We start from the raw sequence: 22,754 nt of genomic DNA on the forward strand, positions 1-22,754 counted from the left end.
CTTAGTCGGGGAGCACTTGCCTGTAGTCTGGCATGTTCGACCATTCGAACCCGGGAGCACGGCGGTCGTTGACAACGCCCTTAGCGCAGTCTGTCGCTGTCCTGCGGTGTTGATGGAAGCTTTGGTCTCAAGCCTGGCGTCAACGTCTGGTCCTGCTCCACAGGAGCACGGCCGCGGCGGCGCAAGGAATCAGTAAGGCTGCGATCAGCGTCCTCCCTGTGCGGATCCCTGACCGGCGGCGACGTCTCGTCTTGCGGTACAGGAACGCGGCCACGGCCGCGTGGAGGATCGGTCGGGCTGCGCTCAGCGTCATCTCTGTGCTTGTCCTTCAACAACCACCCCAAGCCAATCCCTGCACCAACGGCCGCACCGCCACCCAATAGCGGCCCGAGTTCTGCAGGTTGCGGAACGAGCGCATCCAGCGCCTGAATGCGCCGGCGGATGTCTTCGATCTCGGAAGGAGTCGCCGGAGGAAAGCCGACGGGGGCGTCCAAGCCGACCAGCCAGGCACCTTGCCCGACGCCGAGGATGGCCTTGTTCCAACCCCGGGACCGGGAAACAAGTCCGACCCTGCCCTCGGCCACGACAACCCTGACCTGATCTCCGGGATCAACCCGAACCAGGTATTGGGTTCCCTCCGATCCGGCTGTTGCGTATCTGGTCTCTACCTGGAAGTAGCCCCTGACCTTCACCAGGACTTCACCGAAATAGACGAAGACCGAGCCGATCCGGATATGCGTCCCCGGCTGTACGAAGACCCTGGCACCGTCAATGAAACTGAGCACAGCTATCGTCTGCGGACCCGTGCGGATTTCGTCGCCTGGCTGCAAGCCCATGTTGTCCTGCACTGGCGAGCGAACGCCCTGACGAATGACCTCGACCCCCGGGATCGGCCCGCCAGCGACCAACCGACCCTCCACGACAGCGTTCAGGGTGATTGAAGAGCAACCGCTCAGGGCGAGACAAGACACGACCAGCCAGCCCACTCTGAGCCAGAGCGAAAGTGCCCCCCCGTGTTGGGTGAGGCTTCGATGTCCGGGCAATGTCATGCGCGCCTCCCTTGCGTTATGCGTCGCTGGCATCGGCTGTCGCGCCGGGACGATCAACGTTCGGATCGAGCGTGACCAGGCCAGCACAAACCACTGCGACATCCCCGCGAGCGGGTCACAAACTGGACGAAACGACGCTTGAATTATCTTCCTTCGCCATACGAAAGACAAACGGCCTGTTCTCCATACCGCCAAGCATGGCAAACCGTCTTCAGCCCGAAAGCGCCAACCAGCGGGATTCCTCGCCGATTCGCTGGACGTCGGAATCCCTTGCTTGCCATACTACGGCAACCATCTTCAAGAAAGCCTTCTCGTGCCCTCGCCCACCTGCCCCTTGACACGTTTCACCAGCGTCCGTCGCCGCCGCAGGGCCCCCATCCGGAAGCATTCTCCCGCCCGCATCTCCGGCTTTTCGGCGGCCGCGGCGCGCGCGCCTGTCCTGCCCGGGAGCCAGCATCGATGATCATCCGACTGCAGGCACTTGTCATCCTCTGGGTGGCGCTGTTCGCGCCGCTGGGCCACGCCCAGTTTGCGCTTCTCAAGCCAAAGGCCGAGGCGCCGAAGGCCGCCGCGGCAGCCGATAAGGTCGACCCGCGCGCCAAGGCCGAAGCCCAGTTGGCCGAAGCACGCCGGCAGCAGGAAGCGGGGCAAACCAGGCCGGATCCAGGCAGCGATGCGCCGGGTCTGCTGGTGAGCGACCGCCAGCGGATTCTGGATCGTCTGGTCATCGCCTTCATCGAGCAGCTCAGCCTCGCTCGATGAACTCGATGAGTTGGGGCGGTCGCCACCCGAAGACCCGAGAAAGCAAGCCTTGATCGCTGATTTCGCTGGTCCGCCGCCCTATTCGGCGTTGCGCGTTGATGCCGTGCGCGATGAACACGAGGCGGTAAAGCAGCGCTTGCAGCGGCTGATGGCGACCGAACGGGCGCTGGAAACGCTCAAGGCCGGCCAGGTCGAGGAGCAGCGGCGAGCCAGCGAAGCGATCCGCCTGGCAGAGGACAAGCTGACCCGAACCAAGGGCCAGGAAGAGGTCGAGAAAGGACGACAGACTCTGGAGATGGCTACTCTGCGCCGCCAATTGGCCGAGGCCAATCTGGCCAACATCGGCCTCGGCCAGGAACGGAGTGCTCTGGAGATGCAGGGCTTGAAGACCTTCCGCACGGAGATCGAGCATCTGCTGGCCAGGGTACTGCCAGAGCAACGCCTGAGCAAGGACGAACTCGAGCAGCAGCAGGCGATGCTGCGCAAGGAACTGAGCCGGCTGAACTCCGAGATCGATACGCTTGTCGCTGCCAATACCCGCCGTGCTGCCGAACGCGAAAGGCTGCGCAAAGTCGTGGCGCGGGCTGACGGCGCCGCTCCACAGGAAGCGCGCCAGCTACAACTTCTGGACGCGAAACTGGAAACCGAACGGATCCAGTTGATGACCCTGACCTGGCTTCAGATCCTGGTACAGGGAAGCAGCGACGCCTGGGCGCAACGCTACGTCGGCCTGCAGTCCGAGGACGCCGCCACCAGACAGGCGGTGATCACCGGGCTGAGCCAGGCCTGGTCTGAACTCGCAAGCCGGAAACAGGTCTTTGAGGAACTGCAGCAGGCAGCGCGCGTCGAGGTCAGGGACCAGGAGTTGCGTGTTGACGCCGGCACCTCCGACGCCGCATCCGCTGCCCAGCAGGCCGAGCTGCTCGCCACCATGAAGGAACGGCTGCTGGCCTACCAGCGCGTCGAGCGGATCAGCAGCCGGCTGCAGCAGCAGATCCAGCGCTGGCTGGACGACTTCGGCTTTCAGGGCAAGAGCGCCAGCTCTGAAGACTGGAAACTCGTCGCCCTGCAATTGGCGCAGACGATGAAGGGAATCTGGAACTTCGAAATGTTCGCCGTCGAGGACTCGACACTCATCGACGGCAAGACGGTCACCGTCAGCTACGGGGTGACCATCGGCAAGAGCATAGGCGCGCTGCTCCTGTTCCTGGTCGGCTACTGGCTGTTCGCACTGCTCGCGAGGCGGCTGCAGCGGCTGATGGTCACCCGCTTCAAAGTCAACGAACAGGTGGCGATTGTGGTGCGCCGTTGGGCGATGATTGCACTTGGTTTGGTGCTGCTGGTCTTCATCCTCAACCTGGCACGCATCCCGCTGACTGCCTTTGCCTTCATGGGTGGTGCGCTGGCTATCGGCATCGGCTTTGGTACGCAGACAATCATCAAGAACGTGATCAGCGGCATCATCATTCTCTTCGAACGCAAGATTCGGGTGGGCGACATCATCGCACTGGGCGGCATGACCGGCCGTGTCGTCGCCGTTGACCTGCGTGCCTCGACGGTACGCGGCTTCGATGGCGTCGAGGCGGTGGTCCCGAACTCCAGTTTTCTCGAGAATCAGGTGGTCAACTGGACCTACTCGGATACGCGCAGACGGCGGGAAATCCGCATCGGCATTGCCTACGGCTCACCGGTTCGGGAAGCTGCCGAAATAATCGCCGGATGTGCCGAGGATCACGGACAGGTACTGAAGAAACCGCCGCCAGAGGTCTATTTCGAGGACTTTGCTGACAGCGCGCTGCTGATGGTCCTGGTTTACTGGGGCGAGCTGGCGAACGACTCGCGCCGGATTGATAGCGACCTGCGCTTTGCCATCGAGAAACGCCTGGGCGCGGCGGGCATTGCCATTCCTTTTCCGCAGCGCGACATCCGTTTCGATGCCTCGCAACCGCTGGCGGTGCGCATCGCGCCGGCGGGCAAGGAGGTGGGTTCAGCGGCCTGACCGGCGACTGGCACAGCCGGAATGCGACCACCAGCCGGCTAACGACCGGCCATTGCCAGAAACCAGCGGCATCAGACGGCAACCTCAACCAGCTCGGGCTTGAGCAGTTCGACCAGCACCTATGGAACGATAGCCACCAGGTAGCCGCGCTTGTCCGAAGAGCGCTAGCTGAGCCGTTCAGCGTTATCCGTCACCTGACGCAGGATCGGCCGGAGGCCCTGCTCGGCAACCTCGGCGGCGCGACCGAAGACCTGATACCAGCTTAATGCGGCACCGATCATCGCCTCACCAAGCGCCAGCTGCCGGGCGCCAAACTCCTCGGTGCTGCGACTGGTGGCCAGGGCCATCATGCTGCCGGCGACCGTCAAGGTTGCCTGACCGATCTCGCTGACGAACTGCTGCGTCTCGCTCTGAAGCGCCGAGGTCATGGCGACCGCGGCCTCAATCGGCACCGCGATCTTCTCCTTCGCCATCAGGCCCATTTCTGGCCAGTCATGCTGCTCGCGAAGCGTAGCGCCGCGAAAGAGACGGCTGCTGCGGTAACTGATGACCTCCATCGACCCGACCATCAGCTTGTTGGCCTGCCGTCCCAGGCGGGTCCATTGCAGGACCGGGGCTAGCAACTGATCACGAACTTGCTCTCGTTTCATGTCTGATTCTCCTAGCGCCATGGCAAACGTGCGAAAACACGTTCCTGGCTTGTTGAGGGGAAGTCCCCTGGTGATCGCCGTGCCGGAAAGCTGCATTGACGATGGATCCCTCGCGCGCCGACGAGGCAAACCACGGTGAACCCATCAAAGATAACGTGCGGCATCGTCAAAATTGATCTTTTGCGGCAAAGGCAATTCGGCGCGCGCGACGCGCGCCAGCACGAATGCTCGCCGCACAGTCGGAGCGCCGGTCAGGTCGGCGATGTGGAAATCCACTTCGGCAGCCTCTTCGGCACTCCCTTGCTCGCTTACCACGTTCAGCGCGTTGACTCGCACCTGCCTGGGCTCCATGCGCAGATACCGCTCCGGATTCTCCAGCACCTCCTTCAGACAGCCAAGCTCCATTTCCAGCGAAGACTCACTGCTGCCGACCGCGGCCAACTGGCGCTCGTTTTCAAGCAACTCCTGCTCGAGTCTGGCCTGCTCACTGCGCGCCGACGGCGCCTGGCCGAACATCGAGCCAAGACCGGGCCCCTGTTGCCGCAGCAGGCGCAGGCGTGCCCTGATCAATGCTCGGTTGGCCTCCAGTTCCTGCCTTTCCGCGCGATCCTCGCCAATCTCGGCCAACGCCTGGGCAAGCAGGTACTCGTAAGCCTGGGTCCCGATGACACGCTGCAGCCTGCCCTCGTCCCGCCCGCAAAGATGCGTTCGATGGTCCGAGAAACTGACGCTGGTCTGAACCACATCACGCTGAACCATGTCGCCATGCAACGCCATCCCGAAGGTCTGCTGCTCGTTGAAGGCCATGCCGAGAACCAGACAGGCCTCATCGAGTTCGGGAAACTTGTCAAACAAGGTGCGCAGATTGTCTGATCGTCCAAGCACCGCCGGAATGTCGGTGGGGGCCACGAAGAATGCCCGCAACGCTGGATCAGTAGCCCAGATGGTCGACGAAAGCGGGCGTGCCTCCGGCAGCGCCTTGACCATTCCCCGCAGGAACTCGATCGTGGTAGCAACCGCCGGCGCCAGGCGCTGGTGGCATGACGAAAGCACGATCAGGCGCGGGTTGGTGACGGTGATGGCCTTATCGGTGGCACCGCGGATCAGTTCCTCGGAAACCCTGTCCGGATCGAATTGAGCCGGTCGGTTCTTGAACCAGTCGAGAATGCCCATGCCAACCTCCCGTACCAGCGAGCGATCGCTGCATCATTCCACCGCGGCCTGCACACGGGGACAAAACCAGCGCTGCCCACCGCCGCTTCCGTCCAACACTTCCCGACGGCGGCGGCAAGTCCACTCCGACCCGCAGGGTTTCAAGCAGCGCCCCGGCCCGCAATCTCGGTGATCACTTCAGAGGGTGCCGCCGGACGATGGTTTCCCGGCGCTCGGGACCGGTTGACACGATGTCCACCGGAATCCCGCACAGCTCCTCGATGCGCGCGAGGTAGGCACGCGCCGCGACCGGAAGGGCCTCCATCGCGTTGGCGCCGACGGTGGACTCGGACCAGCCCGGCAGGGTTTCTAGCACTGGCTGACAATCGGCCACCTCATCCGCCCCCATCGGCAGCAGATCGACGGTCCCCCCGTCGAGCCGGTAGGCGGTACAGATCTTTAGTTCCGGCAGGCCGTCGAGCACGTCGAGCTTGGTAATACACAGACCGGTCACGCCGTTGATCTGGATCGAACGTTTGAGCGCTGCCGCATCGAGCCAGCCACAGCGGCGCTTGCGTCCGGTGACGGTCCCGAACTCGCAGCCCTTTTGCGACATCTGATGGCCCGGCAGGCCCTCGTGTTCGATATCGAGCTCACTCGGGAAGGGGCCACCACCGACGCGCGTGCAATAGGCCTTGGTGATTCCCAGCACATAATGCAGCATCCCCGGACCAACTCCAGAACCAGCTGCCGCCTGGCCAGCAACGCAGTTCGATGATGTGACGAAAGGATAGGTTCCGTGATCGATGTCGAGCAGAGCGCCCTGTGCGCCTTCGAACAACAGGTTATGGCCCGCCTCGTTGAGCGCGTGCAACGCCGCCGAAACGTCGGTGACCAGCGGCTTGATCTCCTCCGCATCAGCCATCGCCTGCGCCAGAACGGTATCGAAATCGACCGCTTTCGATCCCAAATAGCGGGTCAGGACAAAGTTGTGATAGTCGAGGTTTTCCTTCAGCTTTTCGGCAAAACGGCCAGGATGGAACAGGTCATATACCCGCAGCGCCCGCCTCGCCACCTTGTCCTCGTAGGCCGGACCAATACCCTTGCCAGTGGTGCCGATCCGGACATCCGCGCACTTGAACGCTTCCCGCGCGTGATCGAGAGCCGAATGGTAGGCGAGGATGATCGGACAACCCGGGCTGATCCTGAGACGGGAGCGAACGTCGATGCCGCCGGACTCGAGTACCCGGACTTCGCTGATCAGGTGATGGATATCCAGTACGACGCCGTTGCCGATGAAGCAACCGACACCGTCACGCACAATCCCCGAGGGAACCAGATTGAGCTTGTAGACCTTGTCGCCGACAACCAGCGTGTGACCGGCGTTGTGACCACCCTGAAAACGTACCACACCTCTGGCATGATCGGTCAGCCAGTCAACAATCTTGCCCTTGCCCTCGTCGCCCCATTGGGTGCCCACGACCACGACATTTCTTGCCATTATGGTGATCCGTTCCTGTTGATTGGCTCAATCAGCCACTGCCCGTCGCGTTCGCGCAGTTGGCGGTCGCATAGCGGCCCTTCGCTGCTGGTCTCGCCCGGTAACATTTCGACGACGATCTGACCCTTCTGGCGCAGCACCGCAAGCAACGTCGCGAGTGCCTCATCGGCCGCGGAGCAGGGCGCCAGGATTGCCCCCGTCTCCGGTCCAGCCGCAGCCAGCCGCGCCAGTTCTCGCAGATCCAAAGAGAAACCGGTCGCTGGTCGCTCGCGGCCAAAGGCCTTGCCAACGCCGTCATAGCGGCCACCACGGGCAATGGCACTCGAAAACCCCGGACAATAGGCAGCAAACACGACACCGTTGTGATAATGGTAGCCGCGCAAGTCGGCCAGATCAAACGACAGCGGCAAATCGGGCAACGCCCTCTGCAACTGCCGCAAGGTCTCCAGAGCAGTCGAGATTTCAGGTAAGGCGGGCAGCACCCTGGTGGCCGCCGCGAGGATCTCGACGCCTCCATAAAGCTCGGGCAGGCCCAGCAGCGCCGAGCGTACTGGCTCGTCGAGTTTTCGGCAGCATTCGCGAAGGCTCGGCACGTCTTTCGCTTGCAGCAATGCCAGCAGCGTTCCTTCGACATCGGCATCGAGACCGGCCGCCGCCGCCAGCGCTCGAAAGACGCCGACATGGCCTACATCAACCCGCGCTGCGGGTAAGCCGGCTGCGGTCAGGACAGCCGCCATCAGCCGGATGACCTCGCGGTCTGCCGCCACCCCGGCATGGCCATACAGTTCGGCACCGATCTGGATGGGTTCGCGACTCGCCGCCAGCGACGCCGGCAGCGTGTGCAGCACGCTGCCGCAATAACACAGTCGCGCCACTCCCCAGCGATTAAGCAAATGGGCGTCGATGCGGGCGACCTGTGGCGTCATGTCGGCACGCACGCCGAGGGTGCGTCCGGACAGCTGATCGACGAGTTTGAACGTACGCAGTTTCAGATCCTGCCCGGATCCGGTGAGAAGGGAATCTAGGTGTTCGAGCAGGGGTGGCATGACCAACTCGTAACCATGCACCCGGAACAGATCCAGCAGCGTCCGCCGCAACCCTTCAATCCGGGCAGCTTCCGACGGCAGCGCGTCAGCAATGTGTTCGGGCAACAGCCAGTTCATCTGAAGATCATCAACAGCACGAGCCCGACCAGCATCGACGTCAGACCAACAAAACGTATCTGCCCGTCGGTAAAGCGTATCAGACGACGGAACGTTTCGCGCCAGGCGTTCGGCGCCACAAACGGCAGCAGGCCTTCCAGCACCAGCATCAGGGCCAGGGCAAGCAACAGGTTGTCAGTCATTTGACAGCTTTGTCGCCACCCCGGCCCATGCTCTTCATGTACTTGAAGAAGTCCGAATTCGGCTCGACCACGATCAGGTCGTTCTTGCCCTTGAAGCTGCCGCGATAGGCTTCAAGGCTGCGATAGAAGGCGTAGAACTCAGGGTTCTTTTCAAACGCTTCGGCGTAGGTGCTGGCGGCCTTGGCGTCGCCCTCACCCTTCATCTTCTGCGCGTCACGATAAGCCTCGGCAACAATCACCTCACGCTGCTTGTCGGCTTCCGCCCGGATTTTCTCAGCCTCTGCAGAACCCTGCGAACGGAGCTCGTTGGCCACACGCTTGCGCTCCGCATCCATGCGACGATAGACCGAATCGCTGACGTCAGTCGGCAGCTCCACCCGCTTGACGCGCACGTCGACGATCTGGACGCCGATCTTGCGTGCATCGAGATCAGCCTTCTCGCGCATCTGCTCCATGATCTTGTCGCGTTCGCCCGAGACGACATCATGCACGGTGCGCTTGCCGAACTCTTCGCGTAGACCGGCATTCACGGTTTGCGTCAAACGCGTCTTGGCCCGCGATTCATCACCGGCAACCGAAATGTAATACAGCTTTGGATCGATGATTCGCCACTTGGTGAAGGAATCGACCAGAACGTTCTTCTTCTCCGAGGTGATGAAACGTTCCGGCTCGGCACTGTCGAGGGTCAGAATGCGCTTGTCGAAATAGCGCACGTTCTGGATCAGGGGCCACTTCCAGTACAGACCCGGTTCCTCGATCACCTCACGCACCTCACCCAACTGGAAGACGATGGCGTGTTGACGCTGGTCAACAGTAAAGATGGTCGCACCCAGAACCACCAGCACGGCGACGAAGATGGCCGCAACGACATTCATTCCGGCTCTCATCAGCGGGCCTCCCGATCACGCTGCCGCAGGGTCTCACGCGAACGCGCTTCGGTCTTCTCGACGACCTGTGGCGGCACCTCGTTGGAAATCGCCGGCGACGTTCGGGCAGCGACCGGCAACTCCGGGCTACCACCGGCTGGTGACGCGGCAACCGCTCCGGCAGCCTGCATCAGCTTGTCGAGCGGCAGATAGAGCAGATTGCCCTGACCCTTGCTGTCGATAAACACCTTGCTGGTATTCGAATAGACCTGCTGCATCGTTTCGAGGTACATACGGCTGCGCGTCACCTCCGGCGCCTTGGCGTATTCGACATTGATCTGCCGGAAACGGCTCGCATCACCCTCGGCAGTGGCGATCACCCGCTGTTTGTAGCCCTCTGCCTCCTCGATCAGCCGCGCAGCGGTACCGCGGGCCTTCGGGATCACGTCGTTGGCGTAGGCCTGACCCTCGTTCTTCTGCCGCTCGCGATCCTGCGACGCCTTGACAGCATCATCAAACGCCGCCTGCACCTGCTCCGGTGGTTGTGCGTTCTGCATCGTGACCTTGGAAATCAGGATGCCGGTCTTGTAGCGATCAAGGATCTCCTGCATCAACTTCGAGGCATTGACCGCAATCTGCTCGCGACCTTCATAGAGGACAAAATCCATCCTGTTCTTGCCGACGATTTCTCGGATGGACGTTTCCGCCACCTGCATCACGGCATCGTCGGGATGCCGGTTGTTGAAGATGTACTCCACGGGATCCTTGAGAATGTACTGCACCGCAAACTGGATGTTGATGATGTTCTCATCATCCGTAAGCATCAGGGCTTCCTTGAGGACCTTGTTTTTTTCACTGCCGCGATAGCCAATTTCCAGCGTCCTGACGCCCGAGACGTTCACCAGTTCATGCGCCTGGATCGGGTACGGCAGTCGCCAGCGCAGGCCGGACTCGGTGCTCTCCTTATAGCGGCCGAACTGGAGAACGAGTCCCCGCTGCGAGGCGTCAACAATGTAGAAACCGCTCGCGAGCCAGACGACCACGACCAGAACCAGGAGCAATCCGATGCCTCCGCCAAGAAACTTCGGATTGAACTGGACCGGTGGCCGGCTCCCACCACCACCCTCACCGCGATCGCCCCCGCCGCCGGCACGCTTCCTGTCGAAGATGCCAGAGAGCCGGCGATTGAGGTCACGCCACAACTGCTCAAGGTCGGGTGGTCCCTGATTGGGGCGTCTGCCACCACCATCATCGCCGCCACGATTGCCCCACTGTGGGTCATTGAGCGACATAAACACTCCAAGGCTAGAAATCATGGGGAATCATCTGAGTCAAGAATCCTATCGGTATCATGCGAAGCAACGGCGCCAGACAACCGCTCACGCTGGTCCATTGTCTTCGCCAGAGCAATTTCGGCCAGAGCCCCGCGCAGCAGTGGCAGACCTTCACCGCATCTAGCGCTAATGCGAACACGCAGGATTCTACCATATTCGTCCCGCTCGACTGCCGGCGGCAAGCCCGTAAGATCGAGCTTGTTGAGCACCTTCAGCTGCGGCACATTGGCAGCACCAATCTCGGCCAGCACCTTGTTGACGTCAGCGATCTGGTCGTCGCGCGCCGGGCTCGCCGAATCGACCACGTGCAGCAGCAGGTCGGCCTCGGCCGTCGCTTCCAGCGTGGCATGGAAGGCGGCCACCAGCGAGTGCGGCAGATCGCGAATGAAGCCGACAGTATCGGAAAGCACGATGTGGCCTGCCTCCGGCAGCCACAGCTTGCGCGTCGTCGTGTCGAGCGTTGCGAATAACTGGTCGGCGGCGAAAACGCCGGCATGCGTCAGCGCATTGAACAGCGTCGACTTGCCGGCATTGGTATAGCCGACCAGCGAGACGTTCAACAGGTCACCGCGGCCGCGTGCCTTGCGCTGAACGCCCCGCTGGCGCTCCAACCTGGCCAGACGTCCCTTGAGCAGTCTGACTCGGATACCGAGGAGACGACGATCGGTTTCGAGCTGGGTCTCGCCTGGCCCACGCAGACCGATCCCTCCCTTCTGCCGTTCCAGATGTGTCCAACCTCGCACCAGGCGAGTCGCGAGATGTTCGAGCTGGGCCAGCTCGACCTGCAGCTTCCCTTCTGAACTCTGGGCGCGCTGAGCAAAGATGTCGAGGATCAGGCTGGTCCGGTCGATCACTCGACACTGCAGCGCGCGCTCCAGGTTGCGCTCCTGGCCAGCACTCAGCTCGTGATTGAAGATGACCAGATCGGCTCCGTGCGCCGCGACCTCGGCTGCGACCTCCTCCACCTTGCCCTTGCCGGCATAGGTCGCCGCATCCGGGCTGTGACGCCGTCCCTGCACCACGGCACAAATGGCCGCGCCCGCCGACCGTGTCAGCAAGCGGACCTCTTCAAGCTGCTCGGCAAGGTCTTCACGACCGAAGTCGAGCTGGACGATGACCGCACGCTCCTCGGCGGGCGCGCGCTCAGCCATGCCGATGATCTACGAGAAGCTGGCGCAAGCCGGAGTCGTCAGAGGGTGGCAGAAGAAGGTGCTTGACGCGGTTCGACGCGGCAGCGGCGGGCCGGCGAAAGACATCGCTGAAGGCATCATCCCTCGCTGTCGGCGTCCTGCACGATGGTAACCGGGCGAGACGGCACGACCGTCGAGATCGCATGCTTGTAAACCATCTGGGTGACCGAGTTCTTGAGCAGGACGACATACTGGTCGAAGGAGTCGATCTGGCCTTGTAGCTTGATGCCGTTGACCAGGTAGATCGAAACCGGCACGCGCTCGCGCCGCAGTGTGTTGAGAAACGGGTCTTGTAGAAGTTGCCCTTTGTTAGTCATCCTTCAAACTCCATATTTGTTTGCGTTCTGGGAGCTTGAGGATAATTGATTTTCCGGTCGTGTGCCATATCAAGGCAGAAGATGCGGTGCCCTTCGGCCTCAAGGTGACGAGTTTTGTTCGTTAAACCAGGCATTTCAGTTCTGAGGGCACTTGCTGCATCCGCTGGGGGCTGCACGCCGGCCAGCCGAGTACGACCTGATGCGCTGGGGCCGGCTCCTGGCGACCGCCAACGGCGCCTCGACAGCGCTGCCTTTTTGGGGCCCGTCTATTGGCCGCAAAGGACCCCTGTGGCCGCACTGCCGTGGTGCCCGGGCGTGACCGAGGCGCCTCGGAGTGGTGCGGCAAGCACGAGCAGACAACGAACCGTGCCGACTACAGGCTCCGGCCTGCGAGGGCTGTCGCTCTCCCGCCGACGGCATGTAAATTGCTTGGAATATCCTGCTGCTCCACTTCGTTAGCGAGGGTGAACATGACTGAAAGCAGGGTGCAGATGAACCTCTCGCCGACCGAACGGCGCTGGCTGCCGTGGTTCGGCGCGACCAGCAAGCTCCGCATGCGCTGGGCTACCTACCTCAATCGCCATAATCTGGCAGCGCTTGAGCAGGCCTTCGAGGGTTTTGCGCAAACCCGCGTCATGTTGCTCAACAACTGGGCCAATCAACAATGGGCCTACCTTGAGGGCTTTGCCCGCTCAGCGCGAGATCCGACGGCGATCACCACGGACTGGCTGCGCGCGCGCCTGCACATCTGCACGGACGCCTCCGAGCTGTTCGTTGCCGCGCCCGATGGCGCGATCCTGGCGTCGACCCATCAGACAAGAGAGCGCAGACTGCCACCCGTCGTAATGGCGGCCGCGCAAGCGACGCGATTTCTCTACGGACCCTATGTCGACCCGATCACCGTCGAGATCGGCCCCTCTTCCTCGACCTTCCATGACGAGGTCACGCTACTCTTTCTGCAACCGGTGCTGCGCGCTGGCAAACTGCTGGCAATCCTCGGCGCACGGGTGCCAAACGACGTGGTCGGCGACCTGATCCAGCGCGAAAATGGCCACGTCTTCCATGAGTCTGGCGACAACTACCTGTTCATGGCACGCGCCGTATTCGACCCGACGATCCAGGCTGGCGTAGCCCTGTCCCGCTCGCGTTTCGAGGATCGCTCCTTCTCGCTTGGCGAAAACCTCAAGGATGGCGTCAGGACACCCTACGGCACCGTGCGGGTGCAGCGCCACACCGAACTGGAACTGGTTTTCAACGATCCCTCTACCGGCCAGTTGCATCCCGGCGTACGTGAGACCATTCGCTGCGGCCAGAACCTTTACGTCGACTATCCCGGCTACTCGGACTACCGCCATATCCCGGTGATCGGCAAGGGGGTAAGCTTTCAGATGCCCGGCTCCCCCGACACTTGGGGCATGATGTGCGAGGCCGACCTCGAGGAGGTGTTCCGCAGCCGTCCGCTCAGCCATCGGCTGGCCAGGGCACTGGCCCTCGCCGGTGCCCTGGCCATCGGCGGCAGCGCCGTACTGACTGTCGGACTCGGTCTGAACGCACTGCAGACGCTGCTGGCACAGGCCGGCTTCCTGATCCTGGCCGGCGCCCTGTTCCATCGCCTGAGCCTGAAACCGACATCGGCACGGCTGGCCAAAACCAACCTGATGCTGCAGACGATAGCCGAAGGCGGCGGCAACCTGACCCTTCGCCTGGATCGCCCCGGTGCCTTGCGCGACGAGATCACCGAGATCGCGCAATGGCTCAACAGCCTGGTCGACAACCTGGGCGGCATTCTCGGTCAGGTGACGGCGATCAACAGCGAGATCAGCGACGCCAACGCGAGCTTGCTCGGCAACAGCCAAAGCACCCGCGAACGGGCCCGCGAGGTTTTCGATTCGATGCAACAGATCCTCGCATCGCTCGGGCAACAAATGGAGGAGATCCAGGCCGCTTCGCTGCAGGCTGATGGCATGCGTAGCGAACTGGCACGATCCGACACGCAGGCCAGCGAGCAGTTTGCCACGCTACAGCACATGACCGCCAGTATCCGCATCAGCGTCGGTCGCTCGGCCGACACCATCGTCGAACTGCAGGGCAGCACGCACGAGATCGGCCAGATCGTCGGCGTGATCCGCGAGATCGCCGACCAGACCAACCTCCTCGCGCTGAATGCCGCGATTGAAGCTGCGCGCGCCGGCGAGCAGGGACGCGGCTTTGCAGTGGTTGCCGACGAGGTGCGAAAACTCGCCGAGCGCACGCGCACCGCGACCGTGCACATCGGCCAGATGATCGACTCCGTGCAGGTTCACGCCGACAGCGCCGTGCAAGTGATGCGGCAGGGCATGGGTGAACTGGAAGCCGGGCTTGACCTGGCCGTGACTGCGGCCAAGGAGCGTAGCGGATCGGATCAGCTTGTGCAGGGGGTTCTCGACACCATCGACCATATCGCCCAGAGCAGTACCGCCCACAGCCGGCATGTCCGGAGCGTTGCAGGAACGGCCGAGAGCATGCGTGCGGCCTTGCGTCAATCCGAGGAAAGTCTTGAAGAGACCGAAGCGGCAGTAAAGAAACTGGCAGTCCTCGCCACGCAATTCGCCGGCTAACGCGGTTGAGCGACCGGGTTCCTCTCCTTGCGAGCAGCAGACTTCGGGATTTCGGGCGACGTGTCAGGGTCATTCACCGTTCCACGCGTGAACAGATCAGGACGGAGCGATTAACATAGGGGATCAATCCGCCGAGACCTTGACGACGAAGATTACGTCGCTCTTGAACCCGTTGATACCACCCCGAAGAGTACGCTCCGTGTTGCCCCCACCCCCACCGGTACTGTTGATTCTCGGCACCGACGCCGCCGGCAAGGATTATGTCGCGGACTTCCTGGTGCGCCGTTGGCAGGCCCGGGGCTACTCGCTGGAGAAGCGCGCGGGGGCCTTTGCCGGCGCTGCCGTCGACGCCCGCTCCAGCAGCGCGCGCAAGGGTCGCTGGGGACGGTTTCAGGAGCAGGTGTTTCTCACTCTGTTCCCGCTAGTCCGCCCGTTGACGCCCTACCTGGCCCAGAAGCTAGTGGCGCGCGATCAGCAGCGCTTCCGCCCTGCCGATCGCCCACTTGTGGTGGTCAGCCATACCGCCCTGCGACTACTGGCCTTCGCCTATGGGCCAATCATCCCGCCGCCGCCGGTAACGCCTGCCCTGGGCCAGGCGTTACACGCCCTGCAAGCGACGACCAGCGCCACGACAATCGTCCTGGACATCGACCCGGCCATCCGCCAGCAACGCATCGCCGCCCGGGTGCGACAGGGAACGGTCGATCCTTTTGACCACTACATGCAGGCCGACGTCGAACGGGCGGAACGGATTGAGCGATATCTGGTGACGTTGGCGATCGAGTACCTGCAAGCCGGAGTGATCGAAAACAATCACTTGACTGATGACGCCCTGGAGATGGCGCTGGCTGACGCCTTGCTGCAGCGCACCCTGCCCTCCCAACAGACTGAATGATGGCCCGAATCTGAACCGCTGGCCGAGACGACCTGACGTGGGTCGATCGCCGTGCGGAGGTAACCATGGGTGACGCTCGTCATCGACCAAGCAGGTGATCTTGCCGTTCAGTGCATCCATGTGATGCCGAAGGCCGCCAGTTTTTCCTGCGGGGGCGCGGGCTGCAGCGAGTTCAGCCCTTCCAGCGTGGCGATGCGGCGGTGGTCGGCAGCAAGGCTTTCAGTTCGCGGATTTCGTCGCGCAGACCGCGTATTTCAGCATGCAGGTCGGCTTCGATGTGTTGGCGCGCCATGTCCACGGCCTCTCTCGCATCGTGCTGCTCTGCGTCGTGGTAGCTTTGCATGGCGTTGACGATGATGGCGATGAACAGGTTGAGCATGGTGAAGGTCGCCACCAGGATGAAGGGGACGAAGAAAGCCCAGGCGTAGGGAAAGTCCACCATCACCGGTCGGGCGATGCCCATCGACCAGCTTTCCAGCGTCATGATCTGGAATAGCGTGTAGAGCGAACGACCGATGTCGCCGAACCATTCCGGGTGGGTCGTGGCGAACAGGTTGGTGGCGATCACGGCGAAGACGTAGTAAATGATCAGCAACACCAGGACGATCGAGCCCAGACCCGGAATCGCCGCGAGCAAGGCGCCGACCACGCGCCGCATCGACGGCACCATGGTCAGGAGACGCAGCACGCGCAGCACCCGCAGAGCCCGCAGCACTGCCAGCGGCCCGGTGGCGGGAAGCAGCGCGATGGCCACCACGGCGAAATCGAACACGCTCCACGGGTCGCGCCAGAAAGCCGCACGGTGGGCGTAAAGGCGCAAGGCGATTTCGACGACGAACACCGCCAGAATGGCGCGATCGAGCCCGACGATCATCCCGCCGGCCGCTGCCATCGCGCCGGCCGAGGTTTCCAGGCCGAGCAAGACGGCATTGAGCAGGATCAGCGCAATGATGAAGTTCTGCACGCGTGGCCGCTCGATCCAGGCGCGTACCCGCTGGCGTCCATCGTGGGCCGGGAGGTCGGTCATGTTGGCGTTCGGGCTCATTTCAGCGATACGCCAGCAGGCCCAGGTGCCAGGGCGCATGCGGAGGCCGGGACCAGACCATGGCGCGGGGATAGAGTGGAGAAAACAGCCTCATGGCCGAGCCCTCCGCCGTTTCGCCGAGACACGCCATATCCATGCCTGGGAGACCAGCAGGTAACTGGCGATGGCGGCGAAGCTCGCGGTCATCGCCAGGCCGGTTAACAGCGGCATGCCGATCGACCCGAGGCTTTCCCAGAATTCGCTGGGATCGGCCAGCGAGACCGCCGCCGTAACGGAAGTTCCCGTCGCCCAGGCGCCGAGGTGATAGGCAGCGTAGTAGATGGGCGGGACGGTCAGCGGGTTGGTCACGAGCGTGCCGGCGGCGGCAACCGGCACGTTGGCGCGCAGGAGGACCGCTGCCGCAGCGGCGAGCAGGATCTGGGCGACGGGGATCAGGAAGCCGATGAACAGCCCGATCGCCAAGCCCATCGCGACGCCCCGGCGAGACCAGTGCCACAGCTTCGGGTTGGCGAGATAAGGCGCCAGCCCGCGCAACCAGGGGTTGGCCTCGAGTTGCTCACGAGTGGGCGCCAGTGCCCGCAGGCGTTGGATCACGGCAGACATCGTCCTCAATCGTCGCCGCCCATGAAACCCAGCAATTGCAGCACGCTGGAGAAGAGATTGAAGATCGAGATGAACAGCGTCACGGTGGCCAGCACGTAGTTGGTCTCGCCGCCGTGGATGATGTTGCTCGTCTCATAGAGGATGAGGCCGGACATCAGCAACACGAAGGCGGCCGAGACGGTCAGCGACAGCGCGGGGATCTCGAAGAAGATCGCCGCCAGCCCGGCAAGGAAGGCGAGCAGGATGCCCACCATCAGGAAGCCACCCATGAAGCTGAAGTCCTTCTTCGTCGTCAGTGCGTAGGCCGACAGCCCGACGAAGATCGCTGCAGTGGCGCCCATCGCCTGCATGACGATCTCGCCGCCGTTGGGCAGCCCGAGATAGCGGCTGATGACCGGGCCAAGCGTGTAGCCCATGAAACCCGTCAGGGCAAACACGGCGAGAATGCCCCAGCCGCTGTCCTTGAGTTTATGCACGGCGAACAGCAGGCCGAAGAAGCCTACCAGCGTGACGATCAGTCCGGGATGCGGCAGTTTCAGCGCCAACGACGTCGCGGCGATGACGGCAGCGAACAACAGGGTCATCGACAGCAGCAGGTAGGTGTTGCGGACCACCCTGTTGGTGGTCAGGATGGACTCCGCGCCGCCGTTCGGCAGGGCGATGGCCCGGATTCTCGGATCATTCATTGCAGTCTCCCGTGGTTGAAGTAAAGGGTTCTCAAAAAATCCGTGCTGGCCGGGCGACGTCAGCCGGCGCCCCGCTCAACCTGAGGACGGCGATGTTCATGGCACCACCGCCAGGGGTGGCCCACCCAAGTGCATGAGTTTGCTCGTCACCGAGCCGAACAATAGGCTTCCCGTGAGGCCGAGGCCGCGACTGCCGATGACGATGCTGCGGCAATGAAGCTGTTCGGCCAGGTGCAAAATGCCCTTGCCAACGTCACCCATCACAACATGTAGCCGCCAGGGATGTCCTTCTGCGTCGAGCAGCGCCCGCGCCCGTTCAGTGGCAAGCCAGGCGCGGTGCGCCAGTTCCGCCTCTGCCGCTTCCTTGGAAAGCCACGGCTGCACATGCACCAGATGCAGGGCACAAGCGTTCATGTCATTGGCCTGCTGCACGGCATGTGCGACAGCGCGGAGGGCGTTGTCCGAGCCGTCGACCGCTACCAGCCAGGGATTCGTTTCGGGTGTCGGCAACGGTGGCACACTGTCGAAGGCGAGACCGACCAGGCGGCCGTCATTGTCGCGCTCGGAAGTGATGGCGACGGGAAGATCGGGTAATTGCCTCATGCGTCTTCTCCAGCGGCGGCAGATTGGGGTTTCGACAGGGCAAGACTGGCCACGACCGACACGGCGATGATGCTGCCGACGATCGACAGCGACCACTGGATCGGCATGTGGAACCAAGGCATGGCGAGCATCTTGCCGCCGATGAAGACCAACACGATCGCCAGGCCGTACTTGAGCAGATGGAAGCGATCCGCCATGTCAGCCAGCAGAAAGTACAGAGCCCGCAGGCCCATGATGGCGAAGATGTTCGAGGTGAACACGATGAAGGGGTCGGTGGTCACCGCGAAGATCGCCGGGATGCTGTCGACCGCGAACACCAGGTCGCTGGCCTCGATCAGCACCAGCACGAGGAACATCGGCGTCGCCCAGAGGAGACCGTTCTGCCGCACGAAGAAGCGCTCGCCGTGGAACGTGGGGGTGATGCGCAGGTGCCCGCGCAGCCAGCGCAGCAGCGGATTCTTTTCGAGGTCGGGTTCCGCCTCGGCGAAGATGATCATCTTGATGCCGGTGATGATCAGGAAGGCACCGAAGACATAGAGGATCCAGGCGAACTGCGTTACCAGCCAGACGCCGGCGAGGATCATCCCCGCGCGCATGACGATTGCCCCAAGCACGCCGTAGAGCAGCACGCGGCGCTGCAACTCGGGCGGCACGGCGAAGTAGCTGAAGATCATGACGAAGACGAACATGTTGTCGACCGACAGCGACTGTTCGATCAGGTAGCCGGCGAGGAATTCCAGCGTTTTCTTCTCCGCCACCTGAGCGCCCTGGGTGCCGTTGAGGTACCACCAGAGCAGGCCGGCGAAGGCGAGTGCCAGGCTGACCCAGACGGCCACCCAGGCGGCGGCTTCCCTGACATGCACGCGGTGCGCCTTGCGCCCGCCGAAGACGAACAGGTCCAGCGCCAGCATGGCCAGCACGAAAACGATGAAGCCGGCCCACATTGGGCCGGTGGCAAAGCTGTTGGCGGCCTCGGTCATGCAGGGCTCCCGTGCTGGCCGCGAAGTTCGAGGTATTGGGAGGTAAGGTCGAGCCCGGCAGCGGCGATGAATTCGTTGCTATGCCCTTGGTCGAGCTCGACCGCATGCGCCTCGCTGCTCCCGAAGACCATCCTGATCTGTAGCGGAATCATGTCAGTCGTTCTCGATGACGCTTACCGCCGCCTGCAGCGGCGACCCATCCGAGTCGGAACCCATGACAAAGCCTAACTGGGCAGTTTCCATGGCGGAGGGCTTCATTCCGATTCGGCCATGAGCGGTTGCTGGCGGGAAACCGGGAAAGCGGTCAGGGTAAAACCTTGGGCATGGATCGGGAAGTTCATGGAGTCTCCTTCGGGTGGACGAACCTGAATGAACAGGGAACCCAATTGTGGGTATCTTGACTGTTCGTAGCAAACAGATAATAGTCATCCCAACATTCCAAAAAACCGAATAATGAGTAATGCGCCCTGCTCAACTACAGGCACCTCATCAATTTCTCGCCGTCGTCCACTCGGGTGGCGTCATCCGCGTGGCGGAGCATCGGCATCTGACGGCCATGACAGTCTCGGGGCAGATCACCCAGCTGCCTGCGCGCCACCTGTGTCCGCCGACGGCGGCATGGTGTACCCCGGCACCTGCCGTACGGATCTGGCCTATGGACGGGCGGCCCGGGCCTGGCGACTGCGTCTGTCGGACCACGAGATCTGATTTGACGACCGCGTGCAGGGGCGTGTGCGGCAGAACCTCGAACGCGCTGTCGGGGACTTCATTCTGCTGCGTGCCGACGAGCATGCGAACATCGACGCCACGCCGGGTCGGTACGTGCGATCGCCGGCGCCGGCGTCACGCGCCCTGGCCACGTCGCCTGGGTCACCGCTGATCGCGCTGTGCCCGCTCGCTAGTCCTGGGTCGCGAGCAGTTCCTTGTCCGCATAGCTCAGGCGCATGGCCAGTACCTGGGCAATCGCTTCCATCAGGTTAAAGGCCAGGCGCCTGTGCTCCTCGCACAGTTTCTCGAAGCTCGCGCGACTCAACACGTAAAGCTCGGAGTCTTCCATGGCAGTGGCATCGGCACTGAAACTGGCTGCCCTTCTGATGAAGGACAGGCCGGCGACGAAGTCGCCACGTCCGTAGGTCAGCCGGTGGTGGCTGATGGACGTTCCGGGGACTGGGGTCGTGATGCGCACGGCACCCTTGCGAATCAGATACAGGCGGTCGGCAGCGTCGCCGACCGAGAACACCTTCTCATTCCTTGTCACCGAGCGCCGTTCGAGACATTCGACCAGCGCGACCAGTGCGTCCTCCTTGCAGTCCCTGAAGATCTGCATCTCGTAGACCTCGAGCGGCGGAAGTTCCGCCGCTTGCTCCAGTTGCTCACCCAGGATCTGGTCTTCAATCCATTCGAGTCCGTCGTCGACTTCGGTGAACACCTTGACCTGATCGCTGGTGGTCGTCAGTTCCATGCGCTCGAAAAGCTCGGCAAGGTTCCGTCCGTTTGGCAGGGTGTGCGTCAGGCCGCTGAAGACCAGGAAGGCCCCGCGCTCGGCCAGCGAGTCCCGGATCTGACTCAGGAGATGCACCGCCGTGACGTCGACCGACTGCACACGACGCATGTCCAGCACAATGTAATTCCGCTTGCCCAGTTCAGGCTCGAGCGCAGAGTACAACTGGTCCTTGGTTCCGAAGAAAAGGCTGCCCTGCAACTCCACGATCGCCGTCTGGCTACCGCGCTGCACGAGCAGATCCATTTCGGGTCCGAGGCGCACCCGTTTCGAGAACCGTTGACTCCCGTCGAGCTTGTTGCGAATGATGGTGCTCGTCAACTGCTCGCGAATGAACAGGAACATGGCCAGGGCAATGCCCACCGCGGACGCTGCGATCAGGCTGTAGACCAACGCCACGGCCACCACCGCCATGATCACCGCGAAGTCAAGCATCGTCCAGGAGGATTCCAGCAGGTGGAGACTCTTGAGGTCGATCATCCTTATGCCCACAACGATCAGGATGCCAGCCAGTGCGGCGACCGGGATCCAGGCAATGAAAGCGCCCAGGACAAGAAACGCGATCAGCGCCAACACGCCTTCAATGACCCCGGAGACGCGCGTCTGACCGCCGCTCGCCAAATTGACCAGGGTCGCACCCATTTGCCCCGCGCCTGGCATTCCGCCGGCACAGGCCGAGGCGACATTGCCCAGACCCTGCGCAACCAGTTCGCGGTTGGAATCGTGGCGACTGCGGGTGAGCGCGTCGAGAACGACGGCCGTCTTGAGTGTGTCAATGGACAGCAAGACGGCGAGAGTCAGTGCCGTTCCCATGAGGGCGCCGATCTGCCCGAGCTTGAGTTCACCGATGTCCCGCCAACGACCAGTGACCGCCTCCAGCATGCCCGCGGCGGAACCCCCGAGTGGCCCGATGATCAGCTTGTTTCCTTCGAGGATCAGCATCGACTGGTCCACGAAGTGGGCCAATCCGAAATACGTGAGCACCCCGGCCAGCAGCCCGAGGATAGCCGCCGGTACGGCGCGCGTGACCAGGGGCGCCCCAAGCATCACTGTCGCCGTCACGACACCAATGACTGCGCTCTGCCATTGCCACATTTCCGGTGAGATGAGCGTGCGCCACAAGGACTGATTCCCGAAAATGCCCAGGAGCTTGGGAATCTGACTGCCGATGATGATCAGGCCCACACCGGTCAGGTAGCCGCTGACCACCGGAAACGGGATGTACTTGATCAGGCTGCCAATGCGCATCAAGCCAAGGAACAGCTGAATCAGGCCGGCCACCAGGCCGAGGGCGGTCAGCCGCAGTACGATAAACACCGGGTCGACATCCTGCTGCACGAGTTCGATAGCAAACGCCGAGAGAACCGCGGCCGCCGGCGCGCACGGCGCCGTGATCAGCCGATTGGTACCCCCCAGGGTCGGTGCCACCAGGCCAAGCGCCGCGGCTCCGAGAATTCCCGCGAGCGCCCCCAAACCGGCATAAGCTGGACCGATCGAGGCATAGATGGTGACACCAAAAGCAATCGCCGACGGCAGCGCGACCAGCATCGCTGCAAGGCCTCCCCAGAAATCGCCGACCAGCTTGTCATTCTTGAAACCTATTGCCAGTTCCATAGCTCGGGCCCTCCCTCCAGACTGATGCAATCAACCAGCAAGCCTCCCTGCCCTGCCGTGTTCCG

The 22,754-nt window shown here is 62.7% G+C and carries 21 protein-coding genes; 4 read left to right on the plus strand and 17 right to left on the minus strand.

Features of this window, described 5'->3' with window-relative positions:
• Nucleotides 1-80 precede the first annotated feature (80 nt).
• Complete coding sequence (locus V5B44_RS13140; RefSeq protein WP_332359460.1) at nucleotides 81-1,049, minus strand: FecR family protein; 969 nt, start codon at nucleotides 1,047-1,049, stop codon at nucleotides 81-83.
• 459 nt (nucleotides 1,050-1,508) lie between these two features.
• On the opposite strand from V5B44_RS13140, the gene V5B44_RS13145 reads away from it, so the two are divergent.
• Both V5B44_RS13145 and V5B44_RS13150 read left to right on the plus strand, forming a co-directional pair.
• Nucleotides 1,509-1,811, plus strand: a complete 303-nt coding sequence (locus V5B44_RS13145) for a hypothetical protein (RefSeq protein WP_332359461.1) — start codon at nucleotides 1,509-1,511, stop codon at nucleotides 1,809-1,811.
• 49 nt (nucleotides 1,812-1,860) lie between these two features.
• Nucleotides 1,861-3,810, plus strand: coding sequence for a mechanosensitive ion channel domain-containing protein (locus V5B44_RS13150; protein ID WP_332359462.1), 1,950 nt, complete (start codon nucleotides 1,861-1,863; stop codon nucleotides 3,808-3,810).
• Nucleotides 3,811-3,974: 164 nt separating this feature from the next.
• On the opposite strand, the gene V5B44_RS13155 is transcribed toward V5B44_RS13150, so the two are convergent.
• From V5B44_RS13155 to hfq, 9 genes are all read right to left on the minus strand, one after another.
• A complete protein-coding gene (locus tag V5B44_RS13155) occupies nucleotides 3,975-4,460 on the minus strand; it encodes a hypothetical protein (protein WP_332359463.1) in 486 nt (161 codons plus the stop codon).
• A gap of 144 nt (nucleotides 4,461-4,604) precedes the next feature.
• Nucleotides 4,605-5,633: a hypothetical protein gene (locus V5B44_RS13160; protein ID WP_332359464.1), complete on the minus strand. Its 1,029-nt coding sequence runs from the start codon at nucleotides 5,631-5,633 to the stop codon at nucleotides 4,605-4,607.
• 172 nt (nucleotides 5,634-5,805) lie between these two features.
• Nucleotides 5,806-7,113 (minus strand): adenylosuccinate synthase, encoded by a 1,308-nt coding sequence (locus tag V5B44_RS13165; RefSeq protein WP_332359465.1) that lies wholly within the window; start codon nucleotides 7,111-7,113, stop codon nucleotides 5,806-5,808.
• On the minus strand, nucleotides 7,113-8,276 hold the full coding sequence (locus V5B44_RS13170; protein ID WP_332359466.1) for an ATP phosphoribosyltransferase regulatory subunit: 1,164 nt from the start codon (nucleotides 8,274-8,276) through the stop codon (nucleotides 7,113-7,115). Before V5B44_RS13170 ends, V5B44_RS13165 begins: the two co-directional genes overlap by 1 nt.
• On the minus strand, nucleotides 8,273-8,458 hold the full coding sequence (locus V5B44_RS13175) for a DUF2065 domain-containing protein (protein ID WP_332359467.1): 186 nt from the start codon (nucleotides 8,456-8,458) through the stop codon (nucleotides 8,273-8,275). The genes V5B44_RS13170 and V5B44_RS13175 overlap by 4 nt, the downstream gene beginning before the upstream one ends.
• Nucleotides 8,455-9,333: a protease modulator HflC gene (gene hflC, locus V5B44_RS13180; protein WP_434735445.1), complete on the minus strand. Its 879-nt coding sequence runs from the start codon at nucleotides 9,331-9,333 to the stop codon at nucleotides 8,455-8,457. The genes V5B44_RS13175 and hflC overlap by 4 nt, the downstream gene beginning before the upstream one ends.
• Nucleotides 9,334-9,344: 11 nt before the next feature.
• On the minus strand, nucleotides 9,345-10,616 hold the full coding sequence (gene hflK / locus V5B44_RS13185; protein ID WP_332359469.1) for an FtsH protease activity modulator HflK: 1,272 nt from the start codon (nucleotides 10,614-10,616) through the stop codon (nucleotides 9,345-9,347).
• A 20-nt stretch (nucleotides 10,617-10,636) separates the two neighbouring features.
• Nucleotides 10,637-11,809 (minus strand): GTPase HflX, encoded by a 1,173-nt coding sequence (hflX, locus tag V5B44_RS13190; protein WP_332359470.1) that lies wholly within the window; start codon nucleotides 11,807-11,809, stop codon nucleotides 10,637-10,639.
• Nucleotides 11,810-11,925: 116 nt separating this feature from the next.
• Nucleotides 11,926-12,165, minus strand: a complete 240-nt coding sequence (gene hfq / locus V5B44_RS13195; RefSeq protein WP_287631354.1) for an RNA chaperone Hfq — start codon at nucleotides 12,163-12,165, stop codon at nucleotides 11,926-11,928.
• A 470-nt stretch (nucleotides 12,166-12,635) separates the two neighbouring features.
• On the opposite strand from hfq, the gene V5B44_RS13200 reads away from it, so the two are divergent.
• Entirely contained in the window at nucleotides 12,636-14,762 is a 2,127-nt protein-coding gene (locus V5B44_RS13200; RefSeq protein WP_332359471.1) for a methyl-accepting chemotaxis protein, read from the plus strand.
• A 199-nt stretch (nucleotides 14,763-14,961) separates the two neighbouring features.
• Nucleotides 14,962-15,657, plus strand: coding sequence for a hypothetical protein (locus V5B44_RS13205; RefSeq protein WP_332359472.1), 696 nt, complete (start codon nucleotides 14,962-14,964; stop codon nucleotides 15,655-15,657).
• A 172-nt stretch (nucleotides 15,658-15,829) separates the two neighbouring features.
• Here the strand turns inward: V5B44_RS13205 and V5B44_RS13210 are convergent, their stop codons facing one another.
• From V5B44_RS13210 to V5B44_RS13245, 7 genes are all read right to left on the minus strand, one after another.
• On the minus strand, nucleotides 15,830-16,702 hold the full coding sequence (locus V5B44_RS13210; protein WP_332359473.1) for an ion transporter: 873 nt from the start codon (nucleotides 16,700-16,702) through the stop codon (nucleotides 15,830-15,832).
• A gap of 90 nt (nucleotides 16,703-16,792) precedes the next feature.
• Entirely contained in the window at nucleotides 16,793-17,305 is a 513-nt protein-coding gene (locus V5B44_RS13215) for a DUF2062 domain-containing protein (protein WP_332359474.1), read from the minus strand.
• A gap of 5 nt (nucleotides 17,306-17,310) precedes the next feature.
• Nucleotides 17,311-17,991, minus strand: coding sequence for a Bax inhibitor-1/YccA family protein (locus tag V5B44_RS13220; protein ID WP_332359475.1), 681 nt, complete (start codon nucleotides 17,989-17,991; stop codon nucleotides 17,311-17,313).
• A gap of 96 nt (nucleotides 17,992-18,087) precedes the next feature.
• Nucleotides 18,088-18,594: a universal stress protein gene (locus V5B44_RS13225; RefSeq protein WP_332359476.1), complete on the minus strand. Its 507-nt coding sequence runs from the start codon at nucleotides 18,592-18,594 to the stop codon at nucleotides 18,088-18,090.
• Nucleotides 18,591-19,574 (minus strand): TerC family protein, encoded by a 984-nt coding sequence (locus V5B44_RS13230; protein WP_332359477.1) that lies wholly within the window; start codon nucleotides 19,572-19,574, stop codon nucleotides 18,591-18,593. Before V5B44_RS13230 ends, V5B44_RS13225 begins: the two co-directional genes overlap by 4 nt.
• Nucleotides 19,571-19,726, minus strand: coding sequence for a hypothetical protein (locus V5B44_RS13235; protein ID WP_332359478.1), 156 nt, complete (start codon nucleotides 19,724-19,726; stop codon nucleotides 19,571-19,573). Before V5B44_RS13235 ends, V5B44_RS13230 begins: the two co-directional genes overlap by 4 nt.
• A gap of 746 nt (nucleotides 19,727-20,472) precedes the next feature.
• A complete protein-coding gene (locus V5B44_RS13245; protein ID WP_332359479.1) occupies nucleotides 20,473-22,689 on the minus strand; it encodes a SulP family inorganic anion transporter in 2,217 nt (738 codons plus the stop codon).
• Nucleotides 22,690-22,754 lie beyond the last annotated feature (65 nt).

This window comes from Candidatus Accumulibacter necessarius (genome assembly GCF_036625085.1).